This is a genomic window from Arthrobacter sp. ES3-54 (assembly GCF_029504395.1).
GTDB lineage: Bacteria > Actinomycetota > Actinomycetes > Actinomycetales > Micrococcaceae > Arthrobacter.
The window spans coordinates 236,276-253,145 of the sequence record NZ_JAQFIF010000004.1; the positions used below are offsets into that span (position 1 = coordinate 236,276).

The 16,870-nt window shown below is 65.4% G+C and carries 17 protein-coding genes; 3 read left to right on the forward strand and 14 right to left on the reverse strand.

The features are described 5' to 3' along the window. The first annotated feature begins 4 nt into the window (after positions 1-4). On the forward strand, positions 5-475 hold the full coding sequence (locus tag M2428_RS09650; protein WP_277525733.1) for a MarR family transcriptional regulator: 471 nt from the start codon (positions 5-7) through the stop codon (positions 473-475). 41 nt (positions 476-516) lie between these two features. Continuing rightward, positions 517-744 (forward strand): hypothetical protein, encoded by a 228-nt coding sequence (locus M2428_RS09655; protein WP_277525734.1) that lies wholly within the window; start codon positions 517-519, stop codon positions 742-744. 66 nt (positions 745-810) lie between these two features. Here M2428_RS09655 and M2428_RS09660 read toward each other — a convergent pair whose 3' ends face one another. From M2428_RS09660 to M2428_RS09720, 13 genes are all read right to left on the reverse strand, one after another. Next, on the reverse strand, positions 811-2,175 hold the full coding sequence (locus M2428_RS09660; protein WP_277525735.1) for an MFS transporter: 1,365 nt from the start codon (positions 2,173-2,175) through the stop codon (positions 811-813). A gap of 166 nt (positions 2,176-2,341) precedes the next feature. Continuing rightward, the gene (locus tag M2428_RS09665) at positions 2,342-3,046 is read right to left on the reverse strand and encodes a FadR/GntR family transcriptional regulator (protein ID WP_277525736.1); all 705 of its coding nucleotides are present in this window, start codon (positions 3,044-3,046) and stop codon (positions 2,342-2,344) included. A gap of 10 nt (positions 3,047-3,056) precedes the next feature. Beyond that, complete coding sequence (locus tag M2428_RS09670) at positions 3,057-4,184, reverse strand: mandelate racemase/muconate lactonizing enzyme family protein (RefSeq protein ID WP_277525737.1); 1,128 nt, start codon at positions 4,182-4,184, stop codon at positions 3,057-3,059. Positions 4,185-4,283: 99 nt separating this feature from the next. Beyond that, on the reverse strand, positions 4,284-5,204 hold the full coding sequence (locus M2428_RS09675) for an AEC family transporter (protein ID WP_277525738.1): 921 nt from the start codon (positions 5,202-5,204) through the stop codon (positions 4,284-4,286). A gap of 57 nt (positions 5,205-5,261) precedes the next feature. Further along, positions 5,262-6,590: an enolase C-terminal domain-like protein gene (locus M2428_RS09680; RefSeq protein WP_277525739.1), complete on the reverse strand. Its 1,329-nt coding sequence runs from the start codon at positions 6,588-6,590 to the stop codon at positions 5,262-5,264. Continuing rightward, complete coding sequence (locus M2428_RS09685; protein ID WP_277525740.1) at positions 6,587-8,209, reverse strand: aldehyde dehydrogenase (NADP(+)); 1,623 nt, start codon at positions 8,207-8,209, stop codon at positions 6,587-6,589. Before M2428_RS09685 ends, M2428_RS09680 begins: the two co-directional genes overlap by 4 nt. An 11-nt stretch (positions 8,210-8,220) precedes the next feature. Next, positions 8,221-9,135 (reverse strand): 5-dehydro-4-deoxyglucarate dehydratase, encoded by a 915-nt coding sequence (kdgD, locus tag M2428_RS09690; protein ID WP_277525741.1) that lies wholly within the window; start codon positions 9,133-9,135, stop codon positions 8,221-8,223. A 111-nt stretch (positions 9,136-9,246) separates the two neighbouring features. Next, positions 9,247-10,404 (reverse strand): mandelate racemase/muconate lactonizing enzyme family protein, encoded by a 1,158-nt coding sequence (locus M2428_RS09695; RefSeq protein ID WP_277525742.1) that lies wholly within the window; start codon positions 10,402-10,404, stop codon positions 9,247-9,249. Then, positions 10,398-11,690: a glucarate dehydratase family protein gene (locus M2428_RS09700; protein WP_277525743.1), complete on the reverse strand. Its 1,293-nt coding sequence runs from the start codon at positions 11,688-11,690 to the stop codon at positions 10,398-10,400. The genes M2428_RS09695 and M2428_RS09700 overlap by 7 nt, the downstream gene beginning before the upstream one ends. Before the next feature lie 67 nt (positions 11,691-11,757). Then, positions 11,758-12,159 (reverse strand): universal stress protein, encoded by a 402-nt coding sequence (locus M2428_RS09705; RefSeq protein ID WP_277525744.1) that lies wholly within the window; start codon positions 12,157-12,159, stop codon positions 11,758-11,760. Further along, complete coding sequence (locus M2428_RS09710) at positions 12,156-13,694, reverse strand: tripartite tricarboxylate transporter permease (protein ID WP_277525745.1); 1,539 nt, start codon at positions 13,692-13,694, stop codon at positions 12,156-12,158. Before M2428_RS09710 ends, M2428_RS09705 begins: the two co-directional genes overlap by 4 nt. Before the next feature lie 8 nt (positions 13,695-13,702). Then, positions 13,703-14,290, reverse strand: coding sequence for a tripartite tricarboxylate transporter TctB family protein (locus M2428_RS09715; RefSeq protein ID WP_277525746.1), 588 nt, complete (start codon positions 14,288-14,290; stop codon positions 13,703-13,705). Next, positions 14,287-15,363 carry a tripartite tricarboxylate transporter substrate binding protein gene (locus tag M2428_RS09720; protein WP_346780737.1) on the reverse strand — a complete coding sequence of 359 codons (1,077 nt, stop codon included), beginning with the start codon at positions 15,361-15,363 and terminating at the stop codon, positions 14,287-14,289. The genes M2428_RS09715 and M2428_RS09720 overlap by 4 nt, the downstream gene beginning before the upstream one ends. 85 nt (positions 15,364-15,448) lie before the next feature. On the opposite strand from M2428_RS09720, the gene M2428_RS09725 reads away from it, so the two are divergent. Then, complete coding sequence (locus tag M2428_RS09725; RefSeq protein ID WP_277525747.1) at positions 15,449-16,330, forward strand: LysR family transcriptional regulator; 882 nt, start codon at positions 15,449-15,451, stop codon at positions 16,328-16,330. Here M2428_RS09725 and M2428_RS09730 read toward each other — a convergent pair. After that, positions 16,327-16,869, reverse strand: a complete 543-nt coding sequence (locus M2428_RS09730; protein WP_277525748.1) for a hypothetical protein — start codon at positions 16,867-16,869, stop codon at positions 16,327-16,329. The two genes, M2428_RS09725 and M2428_RS09730, sit on opposite strands and share 4 nt — an antisense overlap. Position 16,870 lies beyond the last annotated feature (1 nt).

Genomic DNA, 16,870 nt, shown 5'->3' on the forward strand with positions numbered 1-16,870 from the left:
GGACATGGACTCACTGGACCTGTCGCGGTCGAAGCGAACCGCTTTCCTGCTGTCCCAGCTCGGGGCGCTGGCATCGGCACGTTTCGCAGAGCGCACACGCGAGCTCGGGCTGACCCCGAGCGACGCCGGTGTCCTCCGCCTGCTGGGCCGCGCTCCCGGGCTGAGCCAGCGGTCCCTGGCCGACCGCCTGGGAGCGGTGCCGAGCCGGGTTGTTCCACTCATCGATTCGCTGGAAGCGCGAGGCTTGGTGGCCCGCGTCCGCAGCAGCACCGACCGGCGGAACTACGAGCTTCGGCTGACGGCCGAAGGCACGAAAATGCTGGGACAACTGCGCGGGATCGCCGAACGGCATGAAGCCGAGCTCCTGGCCCCGCTCACCAGCGAACAGTCTGCGCAACTGGGGAGCCTGCTGGCCACGTTGGCCAGCGCCCACGCCCTCGACACGGACCTTCATCGGGACACGAGCCTGGGGTGAAGCCGCAATTGTCTGCACGGATTTATTGTCGGGGAAAAGCAGTGCTTTTCAGCCAGCGAGCACTGTGGGATCATCCCGATATGGGCGAAAATACTGAACCGCGGGTGGCCTTGCCCTCCGGCCCCGAGCGTCTGAAGGGCACGCATCACCGCGACGTTGATGGCTACGGAAGTCCGATCACTCAGCAGCTTCGCATTGTCGGTCAGCGGCGCCGCGAAGCTGAAGAAAAACTCGACCGGCACCTGCAGGAAGCACGCAAGAGAGACTGAGGGCGGCAGCGGGCGACGAAAGGCAGGCGCCCATAGGGCGCCTGCCTTCCTTTTTCGCGTCCGGAACTATTTGGCGGCTACGGCGTAGGGCGAAGCCTCCTCGGACCTGGCCGCGGGCACGGCCGCGGCTTCGGTCTTGCGCTCCTTGAGGAAGAAGACGAGCGCGGCAGCGATTGTTGATGCCGCGGCGAGGGCGAAGAGCCCCGGTATGACGCTGCCGGTCTGTTCCTTGATGATGCCGAATCCGAAGGGGGCCACGAAGCCACCGAGGTTGCCCAGCGAGTTGATGATGGCGATGGCCGGCGCCAGGATGACGGGGTGCAGGCCTGATTGGGGGATGGTCCAGAACAGCGGTGACGCGCTCTTGAATCCCATGGCGGCGATGGCCAGGAATACGAGGGCCAGTACGGGGGTGGCGACGGCGGCTGCGAGGGTGCCGACGGCGGCGACCAGGAGCGCAGCCACGAGGAGGGGCCGCTTGGATTTGGCCTTGTCCTGCCACTTGGCGGCGAAGTACATGGCGATCACGGCGCAGACCCAGGGGATGGCGGAGAGGAAGCCGACGCTCAGGTCCGTGGTCCCGGGGATCTGCTTGACGATGCTGGGCAGCCAGAACGTGTTGGCGTAGATGGAGAGCTGCACGGAGAAGTAGATGCCGCAGAGCAGGAGAATCTGCGGGTTGAGCAGCATCTTCCAGCGGTTGATCCTTCCGCTGGGATTCCCGCCTGAGGCGCGGGCGTGTTGGGCGTCCTCGTCCGCAATCGCCGCGGTGAGGGCAAATTTTTCGCCCGCCGTCAGCCATTTGGCATCTTGGATCTTGGCGTCAAGGACGAAGAATACGGCGATGCCGACCGCCACGGAAAGCAATCCTTCGAAGCCGAAGAGCCACTGCCACCCGCGGAGCCCCAGGACGTCGTGGAGGCTCAGCAGCATTCCGGCGATCGGGCCGGATATCGCGGCGGCGACCGAGGATCCGGCGATGAAGATCGCCGTTGCCTTGCCCCGCTGCCCGGCGGGCACCCAGCGGGCGAAGTAGAAGATGACGGCGGGGAAGAACCCGGCTTCCGCGGCGCCGAGGAGGAACCTCAGGGCGTAAAACATGGTCTCGTTCTGCACGAACACCATCAGGAACGAGACGATGCCCCAGCTCACCATGATCCGGGCCAGCCAGACCTTGGCGCCGTACTTCTCCATCATCACGTTGCTGGGCAGTTCGAAGATTGCGTAGGCGACGAAGAACAGCCCGGCTCCAAATCCGTAGGCGGCAGCGCCGATCCCGACATCCGCCTGCAAATGCTCCTGGGCGTAGCCGATGTTGGACCGGTTGAGCTGGTTGCACACCAACATGACGAGCATGATGGGCAGCACCCGCTTGAAGAACTTTTTCGTGGCAAAAGCCACGTCCGTGACAGCGTTGTCTACAGACTGCATGGAGATTTCCTTTGAATTGGCGAAGCTGGTCAGCCGGGGCGGGGGTGATTGTGGCCCTCGCCACAGCGATTCACCACTTTATTCGGCGGCGGTAATGCCCGTCCAACACATTATTTGCATCACTCGATACCTTTAGGGATTCAGGCCCGTCTCCGGCGGTCTGACCTCAGACGTTGCCGGGAGCGGCGGCGCGCAACCGGCGTCGTGAGTTCGCCAGATGGTTCCGCATTGCCGCTGACGACGACGGCCCGTCGCCCTCCGCGATGGCGGCGACGATTGATTGGTGCTCCTGCACCACCTGATCGAAGTGCTCGCGCGCATCGTGCTCGCCGCCGCCCACGAGCCGGGGACGGGGCATCGCGATCATGGTCTGCCCCAGGGATGCGAGGCAGTCGGAGTAGAAGGGGTTACCGGAGGCTGCGGCAATGGCCCGGTGGAACTCGTAGTCAGCCTTCATGGCGTGTGCCGGGTGCGCCGCGCTGTCCGTGAAGTCTTCAAATGCCTTCCGCACGGCCGCCAGCTGCCGGTCTGTGTGATTCTTGGCGGCGAGGGCTGCGGCCTCGGACTCCACCGCGATGCGGAATTCCAGCTGCCACAGGCGGTCCTCCAGGGTGGCCACGGGGCGGCTCCCGGCGGACTGCTGCGGCCCGTCCGGGGGCGGGGTCAGCGCAAAGCTGCCCCGCCCACGTTCGGTTTCCACCAGTCCCTCTGCCTGCAGCCTGGTCAGGGCAGAGCGGACCACGGTCCGGCTGACGCCAAATTCGCTGATCAGGGTGTGTTCGCTGGGCAGCTTCGCGCCCGGCGCGATGACGCCGTCGACGATGCGGCGGCGAAGATCGCTGGCGAGGTCCGCAGTCAGGTTCCGGCTCATGGCTTCAAGGTTACTTGCCGAATTCCACTGACTCTGTCGTCCAGGCGCGTGCCTGCTCGCTGAGGGAGATGCCGAGCCCGGGGCGGTCCGGGACCAGCATGCGGCCGTTCTTGGTTTCGAGGCGCTCGTTGAACAGCGGATCGAGCCAGTCGAAGTGCTCCACCCACGGTTCGCGCGGGTAAGCGGCGGCGAGGTGGAGGTGGATTTCCATGGCGAAGTGCGGGGCGAGGCCGAGACCGCGCTCGTCGGCCAGGGCGGCGAGCCGCAGGAACTGGGTGATGCCTCCGACGCGCGGTGCATCGGGCTGGATGATGTCACAGCCGTTGGCGTTGATCAGTCCCTTGTGCTCCGCGACCGAGGCCAGCATCTCGCCGGTGGCGATGGGCGTGTCCAGGGCGCGGGCGAGCTCCGCATGGCCCTCGAAGTCATAGGCGTCGAGCGGTTCCTCGATCCAGACGAGGTTGAATTCCTCCAGCCGCCGGCCCATCCGCAGGGCGGTGGCGCGGTCCCACTGCTGGTTGGCGTCCACCATGAGGGGCACGTCCCAGCCGATGTGCTCGCGGACGCCGGCGACGCGGCGCAGGTCCTCGGCGGTGTCCGGCAGGCCCACCTTGATCTTGATGCCGCCAATGCCTTCGTCCAGCAGGACGGTGGCGCGGGCCTTGACCTCATCCAGGGAGGCGTTCAGGAAGCCGCCCGAGGTGTTGTAGGTCTGGACGGAGTCGCGGTAGGAGCCCAGGAACTTGGCCAGCGGCAGGCCGGCGCGCTTGGCCTTGAGGTCATAAAGCGCGATGTCGATTGCGGCCAACGCCTGGGTGGCCACTCCGGAGCGGCCGACGGAGGCCCCGGCCCACAGCAGCTTGGTATAGAGCTTGCCGATGTCGTTGGGGTCCTCACCGATGATGCCTCCGGCAACTTCCTTGGCGTGCGCGTACTGGGCCGGCCCGCCGGCGCGCTTGGAGTAGCTGAAGCCGATTCCGCTGTGTCCTTGTTCGGTGGTGATTTCGGCGAAAAGGAACACGACTTCGGTCATCGGCTTCTGGCGTCCGGTGAACACTTTCGCGTCGCTGATCGGAACGGCGAGCGGAAGCCTGGCCGTGGACAGCTTTACGTGGCGGATGAGATCAACGCTGGTCATGGTTCTCCCTGGAGTTCCTGCGAGGCAACTCCGCCCCGCTCAACTTATGCTACAAGTTAGTTACTTGTATAACAAGTGTTGCTTCCTGGGTCGCCACCATCAGCTAAGCAACCAGGCGATCACCAGCAAGGAACCGGAACAGAGCAGGGTGGTGCACAGGATGACGTCCCGGGCCACGATCACGCCGCGGCGGTACGGGGAGGCGAAGAGAAAGACATTCTGGGCTGTGGGCAGCGCCCCCATGATCACGATGGCCAGCAGATGCTGCCCCTCGAGGCCGAAGACGAAGCGGCCCAGGACCCAGACGATCACGGGCATGCCGGCAATCTTCAGAAAGGTGGCGACGAGCGATTCGGTGCGCCCGTCGCCCTTTTGCAGCGGGGCCTTGCCGGCCAGGGACAGACCGAAGGCCAGCAGCACCATGGGGACGGCGCCGCCGGCGAGCATATCGATCGGTTTCAGCAGCAGTTCTGGAAGGGTCCAGCCGGTCAGTGCGACGGCTGCACCCAGGCCGGAGGCGATGATCATGGGGTTGGCGAACGGCTGGAGCAGCAGTTTCTGCCAGGGGATCTTCGATCCCGACGCGAGGCCCAGCACGGTCAAATAGATCGGTGCCAGGACGAGGATCTGCGCCAACAGGACGGGAGCCACGTGCTGGGCCGTTCCCACGGCGTAGAGGGAGACGGGGATCCCGATGTTATTGGCATTACCGTAGCTGCTGGCCATCGCCCCGACGGCTGTCTCCGCCACCGGCCGGCGGAAGAACAGGAAACTCAGCAGGGAATAGAGCAGCCCCACTGCCGCTGCGGAGAGCAGCGCCAGCGGGGCATCAGTTCCCAGCGCGGCCCGGATATCACTTCCGGCCACCACCGTGAACAGCAGTGCCGGGTTGGTGACGTAAAAGGCGGTACGGGTCAGGGCACCCTGGACCTCCGGTCCGAGGACCCGGAACCGGGCCGCGAGATATCCGACGGCGATGACGGAGCCGACAATCAGTATGCCGGTGAGAACGCCGCCCAAAATTCGCCCTTACCTTAGCTCTTCAATTTGATTTGCCGGTCCCGGCCCGGGATTGCTTCAGCGAACGAGGCACGGCCGCTTGGGGTCAAAAGACCAGCCGTCGACGTAGTACTGCATGCCGATGCTGTCATCGCGTGCGTCCAGGCCGTGTTCCAGATAAAGCTGGTGTGCCTTGTCCAGAGCGTCGCGGTCCAGCTCGATGCCGAGGCCGGGAGCGTCCGGAACCTTGATCGCACCGTCCTTGATCTGCAGCGGGTCCTTGGTGAGCCCCTGGCCGTCCTGCCAGATCCAGTGCGTGTCCAGCGCCGTGATCTCGCCCGGGGCCGCCGCCCCGGTGTGGGTGAACATGGCTAGCGAGATGTCGAAGTGGTTGTTCGAGTGCGATCCCCAGGTCAGGCCGAATTCGGCGCACATCTGCGCCACCCGGACGGATCCGTGCATGGTCCAGAAATGCGGGTCCGCCAAGGGAATGTCGACGGCGTTGCTGCGGATGGCGTGGGACATTTCGCGCCAGTCCGTGGCGATCATGTTCGTGGCAGTCTTCAGCCCGGTGGCACGGCGGAATTCGGCCATGACCTCCCGTCCGGAGAAGCGGCCTTCCGCGCCGCAGGGGTCTTCGGCGTACGCCACCACGCCCTGCATGCGTTTGCCCAGGCGGATGGCCTCCTCCAGGAGCCAGGCGCCGTTGGGATCAAGGGTGATCCGGGCCTCCGGGAAGCGCTTGGCCAGGGCGGTCACCACATCCACCTCGGCGTCGCCGGAGAGCACGCCGCCCTTGAGCTTGAAGTCGCTGAAGCCGTACCGTTCTTGGGCTGCTTCGGCCAGGGCCACCACGGCCTCGGGCGTCATGGCTTCCTGCCGGCGGAGCTTTTCCCACCGGTCTGCCGGCGCGTCCTCCATCAGGTATGGCAAATCCGTCCGGCCGGGGTCGCCGATGAAGAACAGATAGCCGAGCATGGGCACCGAGCTGCGCTGCTGGCCGTCGCCGAGCAATTCCGCGACCGGAACTTCGAGGAACTGTCCGTGCAGGTCAAGGAGTGCGGATTCGACGGCGGTGACGGCATGGACGGTGGTGCGCAGGTCAAAGGTCTGCAGGCCGCGGCCGCCGGCGTCGCGGTCGGCGAACTTCGCCGTGACGTCCCGCAGCAGGGAGCGGTAGCGGGCCACCGGCTGGCCGGCCAGGAAGGCGCCGGCCTCCTCGATGGTGGCGCGGATCTTCTCCCCGCCCGGCACTTCGCCGAGGCCGGTGCGGCCGTCCGAATCGGTGATGATCACGATGTTGCGGGTAAAGAACGGGCCGTGCGCGCCGCTGAGGTTCATCAGCATGCTGTCGTGCCCGGCGACCGGAACCACTTCAACGTGGGCAATGGTGGGCTGCGTGCTCACGCGTTGGCCTCCGCTTTCTCTGTTGCTGCCTCTTCTGCTGCGGCGGCTTCGACGACGCCGTCGATCCGGCGGTTCAGCCGCCAGGGGTTGGGGTCCTGCAGCGGCACCGGGAGCAGCTCCTGGGGCAGGTTCTGGTAGGCGACGGGCCGCAGGAACCGGTTGATGGCCAACGTGCCCACGGAGGTGGTCCGTGTGTCCGATGTGGCGGGGAAGGGGCCGCCGTGCACCATGGCGTGGCCTACTTCCACGCCGGTCGGCCAGCCGTTGACAATAATCCGGCCGACCTTCTGCTCCAGTACCGGGATCAACGGTGCCGCCGCCCGGTAGTCCGACTCGGTCAGCTGCAGGGAGGCCGTGAGCTGGCCTTCGAGCCGGGTGGCGGCGTCCACGAGTTCCTCGGTGGTTGAGTAGCGGATCACCAGGCTGGCGGCGCCGAAGATTTCCTGATGCAGCACGGGGTTGGACACGAACTCGGAGACGCGGGTGCCGAAGATGGCCGGGGCCGGGGCGTTCTTCGTTGCCCCCTCAGTGCCGCGGCCGACGACGTCGACGTTCCCGGCTGAGCCCAGGGCCTCGGCGCCGGCATTCCAGAACCCGGCGATGCCCGCCGTCAGCATGGTCTGCCCGGCGCAGGAGGACACGGCCCGGCCGACGGCGGCAGCCAGTCTGTCGCCCGCCTCACCGGCCGGGGCGAACAGCAGGCCGGGGGAGGTGCACAGCTGGCCGGAGCTGCCGGTGACGGCGGTCACGTACTGCCGCGCCAGGGCATCCACGTCGCCTTTGAGGGCGCCGGGGAAGACGAAGACCGGGTTGAGCGAGGACATTTCCGCATAGACCGGGATGGGTTCCGGCCGGGCGGCGGCGGTGCGCATCAGGGCGATGCCGGCGCTCTGCGAGCCGGTGAAGCCGACGGCCTTGATGGCGGGGTCCGCCACAAGGGCCTGGCCGATGCTGGCCCCGGGGCCGTAAATCAGCGAGAAGACGCCGGGGTGCAGGCCCAGGTCCTTGACGGCCTTGACGATGGCCTGGCCGACGAGCTCGCCGGTGCCCGGGTGGGCGTTGTGGGCCTTGAAGACCACGGGGCAGCCGGCGGCGAGGGCAGAGGCGGTGTCGCCGCCCGCCGTCGAGAACGCCAGCGGGAAGTTGCTGGCACCGAAGACGGCCACCGGGCCCAGCGGGATCTGGCGCTGGCGGATGTCGGCGCGCGGCAGGGGAGCGCGCTCCGGGAGCGCCGGGTCGATCCGGACGCCGCGGAAATCGCCCTGGCGAACGACGCCGGCGAAGAGCCGGAGCTGGCCGGTGGTGCGCGCCCGCTCGCCCTGGAGCCTTGCGGCCGGCAGCCCGGTCTCGAGGCCCGCGCGGGTGACAAGTTCCTCACCGATCGCCTCAATGTTCTCGGCAATGGCCTCGAGGAACCGGGCGTGCGTTTCCGGGCCGAGAGTGCTGAAGGAGGGGTAGGCCGCCGCTGCTGCTGCGGTGGCGTCCTTCAGCTGCTCCTCGGTGAGCAGCGTGTAGCCGGGCTCTAGCTGGAGGTTGGTGGCGGGATTGAAGGCGTACGCCGTCTTGCCGTCCCCGGCGACGGCCTGGCCTGCAATGAGTGAGCGTCCGGTGAGTGTCACGGTGCGTCCTCCTAGGAAACGGTGGCGATGAGGGACTTGAGGTCTGCGAGGTCCTGGGGCGCCAGGTTCTGCAGCGGCGGACGGACTCCGCCGGCGGAGCGGCCGATCGCGTCGAGGCCGCCCTTAACGATGGAGACGGAGTAGCCCTTCACCCGGTCCCGGATGTCCAGGTACGGGATCACGAACTCGTTGAGCTTCTTGTTGACGGCGATCCGGTCCTGGTTGCGGACGTCCTGGTAGAAGTCCAGGGCAAACTGGGGCACGAAGTTGTACATGGCGCTGGAGTAGGTGCTCATGCCCAGCTGCAGCAGCGGGAGGGCGAAGGTCTCCGCCGTCGGGAGGCCGCCGAGGTAGAACAGGCGGTCGCCGAGCTTGGCGTAAACGCGGGCATCGTGCTCGAGGTCGCCCACGCCGTCCTTGAAGCCGATCAGGTTCTCGTGGCGGTCGGCCAGCGTGGCGACGGTGGTGTCCTTGTAGATCGCGTTGGCACGGTTGTAGATGATGACGCCCAGGGCGGTGGACCGGCAGATGGCGCTGACGTGTTCGATCAGGCCGCCCTGGTCCGCTTCGGTCAGGTAGGGCGGGAGCAGCAGGATGCCTTCGGCGCCGGCGGCTTCCGCGGCTCGGGCGTTCTCGACGGCCTGGGCAGTCGATCCGCCGGCGGAGGCGAGGACCGGGACGACGCCGCCGACTTCCTCGACGGCGGCACGGACCACGCGCTCGGATTCGGCGGGGGTCAGCGAAAAGCCTTCTCCGGTTCCGCCTGCAGCGAAGAGTCCGGCCACCGGGAAGCTGGCCTGCCAGGCGAGGTGCTTGCGGTAGTTTTCCTCATCGAACTGCAGCTGGGCATCGAACGAGGTGACGGGGAAGGAGAGCAGGCCGTCCTTGAGGACGTTCGCCAGTTCCTGGGGTGTGTACTTTGCCACGATGTGGTCCTCCGGGTGAGCGCCGTGATGGGCGGGTGGTGTTGGTTCCTCTTCAGCCTAGGCAGTGGATCTATGTCTGTCTAAGCCTATTTGTGTATGGGTTGATACCCTTTATGCATTGCTGTGATGCGGGGTCAGCAGGCGGGTATCCGTAAACGTGTCCGCCGTGACCGTCCAGGCCCGGGCCTGTTCGCTGATGCTGAATCCCAGCCCGGGGCGCGAAGGCACATGCATGTGTCCGGCGCGGATCTCCAGCCGCTCGTCGAAGAGCGGCTCCAGCCAGTCGAAATGCTCCACCCAGGCGTCCAGCTCATAGGCGGCCGACAAGTGGATGTGGATTTCCATGGCAAAATGCGGCGCCATGGCCATTTTCGCCTGTTCTCCCAGCGCCATGATCCTTAGGAACGGCGTAATGCCCCCGACCCGTGGAGCGTCGGGCTGGATAAAGTCCACGGCGGCCCGCCGGATGAGCTCGTAGTGGTCAGAGGTACTCGTGAGCATTTCGCCGGTAGCTATGGGCGTTGCGAGCTGGCGGGCGAGTTCGGCGTGGCCGTCGGCATCGTAGGCATCCAGGGGCTCCTCGATCCAGGTCAGTCCGTGTTCCTCAAGGGCGAGCCCCATGCGGATTGCCGTGGTGCGGTTCCACTGCTGATTGGCATCGACCATCAGCGGGACGTCTTCACCCAGCGCCGACCGGACGGCAGCAACGCGGCTGAGGTCCAGCCGCCGGTCGGGCTGGCCGACCTTGATCTTGATTCCGCCAATGCCGGCGGCGAGGGACGCCTGGGCATTGGCGACCAACTCATCGATGGGCGTCGAAAGGTAACCGCCCGAGGTGTTGTAACAGGGAACGGAGTCCCGGTGCGCGCCAAGGAGTTGCGCCAGGGGCAGCCGGGCACGCTTGGCCTTCAGATCCCACAGGGCAACATCGAAGGCGGCGAGAGCCTGGGCGGTGACCCCGCTGCGGCCCACGGACTGGCCCAACCAAGCCAGCTTGCTCCAGATCCGCTGGATGTCGTTGGGGTTCTCGCCGATCAGTTCGGGAGCGAGTTCCCGTGCGTGTGCATACAGCGCCGGCGCGCCCGCCCGCAGGGCGTAGCTGTAGCCGACGCCTTCGTGGCCCTCCTCGGAGGTGATCTCCGCGAACAGGAACGCCACTTCGGCGAGCGGCTTCTGCTTCCCGGTCAGCACCTTGGCGTCACTGGCCGGCTTCTGCAGGGGCAGGATCACCAGGGAAACCTTGACCGCAGTAATGCGGTCATTCACCATCGCGGGGATTCCAATTCGTAGTCGGGATGAAGGCTCTGCATGTAGCCGGTGTCGTCACGGTTGACCATGCCGGACTGCAAGTACTGCTCATGGAGCCGTGCCAGGGCCTCGCGGTCCAGCTCGACGCCGAGTCCCGGCGCGGTGGGAACACCGACGGCCCCGTTGCGGAACGCCAGGGGTCCCGGCACGATGACGTCCTCGTCGGGCTCCTTCCACGGCCAGTGCGTGTCGCACGCATAGTCAAGGTTGGGGGTGGCCGCCGCGAGGTGGACCATGGCGGCCAGGCTGATGCCCAGGTGCGAGTTGGAGTGCATGGACAGCCCCAAACCGAAGGTCTCGGTGATGCCCGCCAGGGCCTGGGACCGCCGGAGGCCGCCCCAGAAGTGGTGGTCCGAAAGGATCACGTCCACGGCCCCGACGTCGACGGACCCCGGCACGTCGCCAAAACTGACCACACACATGTTCGTCGCGAGCGGCATGGAGACGTTGCGGCGCACTTCAGCCATGCCGTCGAGACCCGGCGTGGGGTCTTCAAGATACTCGAGCACCCCGTCGAGGTCCTTGCCCACACGGATGGAGGTCTCCACGGTCCAGGCGGCATTGGGATCGATCCGCAGCGGGAGGTCCGGGAACGCGTCCCGGAGTGCCTTGATGGCGGCCACTTCTTCCTCCGGCGGAAATACACCCGCCTTGAGCTTGAGGGCTGTGAAGCCGTAGTCGTCCACCATCCGGCGGGCCTGCCGGACGATGCCTTCCGGATCCAGCGCCGCTCCCCAGGAATCTTCCAAATGGCCGGGGTGCCCGGCCCATTTGTAGAAAAGGTAGCCGCTGAAGGGGATTTCGTCCCGCACCGCGCCGCCCAGCAGGTCGCTCACGGGACGCCCGAGGATTTTTCCCTGGATGTCCAGCGATGCCACATCGAACGGGGAAAGCACCCGGTCCGGTGTGCTGGAGCCGGTGACCATGCCGGACATCCCGTGCCCGCCCACCGTGGTATCGGCGCTCAAGGCGGTGATGACCCGGCGCCGCATGTCGTTGATGTTGAAGACGTCCGCCCCGGCCAAGGCCCCCGCAGCCAGCCGCAGGCGTTCCAGGTGCGGGGCGTCCCCGTAGGTTTCGCCGAGGCCCGAGATTCCGGTGTCGGTGGTGACTTCCACGATGGCCCTCAGCGCAAACGGCTCATGCACGCCGACTGCGTTGAGAAGGGGAGGATCCTTGAATGCCACCGGAGTGATGGTGATGTCCTTGATCCGGTGGGGTCCGGCTGGGCTGACTAGGTGGTTCACGGCTCTGATACTCCTGGCATAGTGGTCCGGGGCCCGGCGTGGGCTGCTGGACGGGGGACTGAGGGCTTTAGGACTTTTCGCCGGCTTTCACGGCCAGCACCGGCCGGTCGGCCTGCAGGAGGATCCGCTGGGAGTGGCTCCCGAGGATGAACTTCCCCACCTGCGACCTCCGGCGGAGTCCGATGACGATCAGGGAAGCATCGATCTCGTCGGCGATGTCGATGAACTCATCAGTCAGGTCGTCTGTGTGGCCCGGCTGGCGGATCGACGCCGTTACCCCGGCGTCGTGGGCCCGCTTCAGCAGTGCGGCAACCTGGTCAGCGGACGCGAGGGTGGCGTCTACCGGCGCACCCTTGCGCGGCGAATTGAGAATGACGATGCTTTCGCTTCGCAGCTTGCCCTCGGCGATTCCCGTATCGAGGGCTGCCTCGCCTTCCGGGGTGGGCACGTAGCCGATCAAGATAGTCATACCGTTTCCTTTTCCTTTTCCGTGTGCGGTGCCGTGGTCTGTGCCCGGTTGGCGCGTGATTTCTTGACTGCTTTCTGCAGCAGGGGCAGAAGTATCACCAGCAGGAACAGGAGCAGGAGAACACCCGAGATGGGACGCGTGACGAAACCTGCCGGATCGCCGCCGAACAGGAGCAGGGAGCGCCGCAGGTTCTCTTCGAGCAATGATCCGAGAACAAAGGCCAACACCAGCGGGCCCGGCTCAAAGCCGAACTTCTTCATGAGGTAGCCGAGGACGCCGAAGGCGATGACCAGCCAGATATCGAAAATGCTGTTGTTGATGGTGTACACACCGATCAAGGTGATGAGCACCGTGATCGGTGCCAGGATTGCGGCCCGGATCCGGAGGATTTTCACGAAGACGCCGACCAGCGGAATGCTCATGATCAGCAGCAGGATGTTTCCGATGTACATCGAGTTGACGACACCCCAGAAGAGCTCCGGGTTGTCCTGCACGAGCTGCGGTCCGGGGGTGACGCCCTGGATCAGCAGCGCACCAAAGATGATCGCCATGGTGGCATTGGCGGGAATGCCCAGGGTCAGGAGCGGGATGAAGGACGATGTAGCCGCGGCGTTGTTCGCACTTTCCGGTGCCGCGACACCCTCCACTGCCCCGCGTCCGAACCGCTCGGGGTTCTTGGCGCGTTTCTTCTCCATGGCGTAGGCCGCCAGGGAGGCGATGGTGGCACCGCCGCCGGGCAGGATTCCCAGGAAGAATCCCAGAAGCGAACCCCGGCCGATAGCCCCCGACGATTCCTTGAGGTCCTTTCGCGAGGGCCAAACGTTGGCGACTTTGGCGGGCGCCTGCACCTTGTTGTGGCGTTCCTCCAGGTTGTACAGGATTTCGCCGAGCCCAAAGATGCCCATGGCGATTGGAACGAAGTCCAGGCCGTCCGAGAGGGAGAGGCTGCCGAAGGTGAACCGCGATTCCCCCGTGAAGCCGTCCCGGCCCACGGTTGCTAGCAGCAGTCCAAGGGAAGCGGCGATGATCGATTTGATTTTGCTGCCGTTGCTCACGGTGGCGACCAGCAGGATGCCCAGCATGGCAAGGGCGGTGTACTCCGGCGGCCCGAAGCTGAGGGCGAAGCCGGCGACGATCGGTGCCAGGAGCGTCAGTCCGATGATGGACACGGTTCCGCCGAAGAAGGACCCGATGGCCGCTATCCCGAGCGCCGTGCCCGCCCGGCCCTGCCGGGCCAGCGCGTAGCCGTCAAAGACGGTGACCACAGAGGACGCTTCGCCTGGCAGCCTGAGCAGGACCGAAGTGATGGTGCCGCCGTACTGCGCGCCGTAAAAGATACCGGACAGCATGATGATGGCAGTTACCGGTTCGACGCCGTAGGTCAACGGCAGGAGGATGGCGATGGTGGCCGCCGGGCCGAGGCCGGGGAGAACGCCGATGAGCATCCCGATGACGACGCCGATGAGGCAATACAGCAGATTCGTGGGTTCCAGCACGACGCCGAATCCGTTGAGGACTGGTCCGAAAATGTCCATGATTTTCCCTAGAAAAGGTGGGGGATGGGCACGCTGAGTGCCACGACGAAGATCAGGTAGAAGGCGGCGGTGACGATTGCGCTCAGGAGGGTCGACATCCGCCACGTCTCCTTGCCAAGGAACCTGAGCCAGAAGAACGTGAGGAGCAGCGTGGGGATCTCAAAACCGGTCAGGCCGATGACGAGGACGAACCCGATCAGGGTCCCCACACCGGCGGCGACCTGCCAGCTGGAAGAAGAAAACGCCTCGGCATCCAGGGTCTTGCGCCCGAACAGCAGCAGTGCCACGGACAGAACCGCCATGACCAGGCTGATGATGAGGGGCCACATGCCGGCTTCCGGCCGTTCGGGGGTGCCGATGCCCATGGACAGCGACAGTGCAACGCCGGCAACACCGAGCAATGCCGTCACCACACCGGCCGCCACATTGGCGAGGGGCCCGGCAGGCGGGGGTCGTTCCTCGTCCCATTCAGCGGCCAGCTGTTCGGCCGTCAGCGGCTCGATAGGATCGGCTTCGGTGGCTGAGTACCCGGTGCCGGATGCTGCGTGCGGGGTGGAGGTGCCCAGGGGAGCCTCCTGCTGGGAGCTTGACGTCACTTCCCGCCGCCCAGGTTCACGTCGTACTTCTGTGCAAGTTCCTTGAACTTCGCCGCATCCGCTGCCCAGTCCTTGGCGACCTGCGCTCCATCGTTTTCCGCTGCAGTAAACAGGTTCTGCTTGTTGAACGCCTTGTATGCGTCGGAGGCAAAGGCGGCCTTAAAGGCTGCCCGCAGCTTCTCGAGCACCGGCTCCGGGGTGCCCTTCGGCGCCGCGACGGCCCTGAACTGCGAAACCGGAACGTCGTAGCCCGCTTCGATGGCCGTCGGAGTGTCGGCCAGGTACTGGTTCCGTTCCTTCGAGAAGACAACCACCGGGTTGAGCTTGCCCGCCTTGATCTGCGGCATCGCTTCGGCCAGCTGGATGGTCGCCACATCGACCTGGTTGCCCAAGAGAGCAGTCATGGCGGGAGCGCCGCCGTCGAACGGCACATCGGTGCCTTCGATTCCGGCCTGCTTGAACAGCAGGGCCTGGGCGAGCTGGCTGCCCGTGCCGACGCCGGTGGTGGCGAAGTTGAACTTCTTGCCCGCCTTGGTGAGCTGCTCCATCGTCTTCATCCCGGAGCTGGCATTTGTGACCAGAACGTAGTCGTCCTGGGAAATCCCGGTGATGACCTCGTAGTCCTCGATCTTGACAGCTTCATCGGCCGACACGGCCAGCGGGGTGATGGCGAAGAGGGAGGCATTGAGGATGACGAGCGTCTGGCCATCCGCCTTGGCGCCGCCGACTTCTTTGGTGGCGAGTGCGCCGTTGGCGCCCGGCTTGTTGACGACCGGGATCGGTGCGCCCAGGCCCGAGCTGGCGTTCTCGGCCAAGGCACGGCCGATCAGGTCCGTGCTGCCTCCGGGGGCCGCCCCGATGGTCAGTGTGACCGGACCCGACGGGAACTTGCTGCCATCTGACGGCGCGCTGTTGCTTGCAACGTTGCCGCCACAGGCGGTCAGGGCCAGGGCGAGGGCGAGGCCGGTTCCCGCGCCGAGTACAGACCGTCGGCTGAAGGTGGACTTGATCATGAAGATTCTCCTTTGAATGTTCGCTGCGAGGACGGAGCCGTTCTCGGTGAGTTCCGTCACGTCGGCGGCTCCCACTGAACATTAGAGGTGGCCAATGATGCGTGTCCAAGACGATTAAGGCATGGCGTGATACTGTTTCGGCATTATGTATTCCCTGGACCAACTACGTGGCTTCGTCGCCGTCGCTGAGGAACTCCACTTTGGCCGCGCTGCCGTGCGGCTCAACATGACCCAGCCACCCCTGAGCCGGCAGATTCAAAAGCTCGAAAAGTCAATCGGCGTACAGCTGTTTGAGCGCGACAACCGGGGCGTCGCGCTGACAGCCGCCGGCTCGGCTTTCCTCACGGATGCGGTCAAGCTGCTCGAACTCGCCGAAGCCGCTCCAAGCATGGCCCGGAGGATTTCCCAGGGCTCGGCCGGCTTCGTCCGCATCGGCTTTACGGCGGCGTCGACGTTCGGGCTGCTCGGCGCCCTGCTCAATGAAATCTCGAGCGCGCTTCCGGACGTCGATATCGACTTGCGGGAGATGGTGACCAAGGATCAGACAGCCGCCTTGATCAACGGCGAAATTGACCTCGGGCTTGCCCGCCCGCCCTTTGATGAGGATCTTTTCGATTCGCGCCTGCTCTATCGGGAGCCGATCATGGTGGCGGTCCCTGTGGGGCACCGATTCACGCGCCTGGACCGGCTCGTGAGCGTCGAGGACCTGCACGGCGAAGACCTGATCATGCACTCGCCCACCCAGGCGCGCTACTTCTATGACCTGGTGATCAGCCTGGTCTCATCCCACCCCACGTTTGTCCACACGGTCAGCCAGATTTTGACCATGATCTTCCTGGTTGCGGCCGGGCGAGGAATAGCCCTGGTCCCACAATCCTCAATGGCCCTCGGCATTGAGGGTGTGGAATACATTGAACTGGGCGGATTCGAGACCGATCCGGTCGAACTGCATGCCATCTGGAGGCGGGAAGCCCGTAATCCGGCGCTGCACCGCGTGCTGGATCTGATCAGCGGGGCGGCCGACTAACCAGGTTGCTGGTACCGGTGCCGGGCATCGACGGCCGCTGCCACTAAGCGGTCGAAGCTGGCGGTCCCGTTCTCCGGAGGGACCACCGTGAAGACCGCAACCCATTTCTCCGGCGCATTCCTCTCCAGCGTTGAAGCCCGAGCCACATGCAGGTTCAATCCGGGCAAGCCGCTGACAAGGAGCGGAAGCTGCTCGCCGCTCTTGGTCATGTGCCGGAATTGCTTGACCGACAGTTGGTCGCCAGGGCTGCTCGTGACCTCGGCGAGGGTGTCATTCACCCTCTTGGTCAGCCCCTTCATGAAGCGCCTCTGGGCCGAGACTGTGCGCACCGTGAGGAGAGCGGCGAAGAGGAAGGTAAACAAAACCATGGCACCGAAACTCCTGAGAAAGGGCAGGAAGATCATCAGGAACAGGCACAGGATCAATCCGAAAATACTCGACAAGATGAACTTGAACACGGGGTTTTCGCCAGGTTTCTTTGACCAGCGAACAACAGCGACGGTGTCCTTGCGGGGCTGATCGCGCCGTGAAATTTCCATG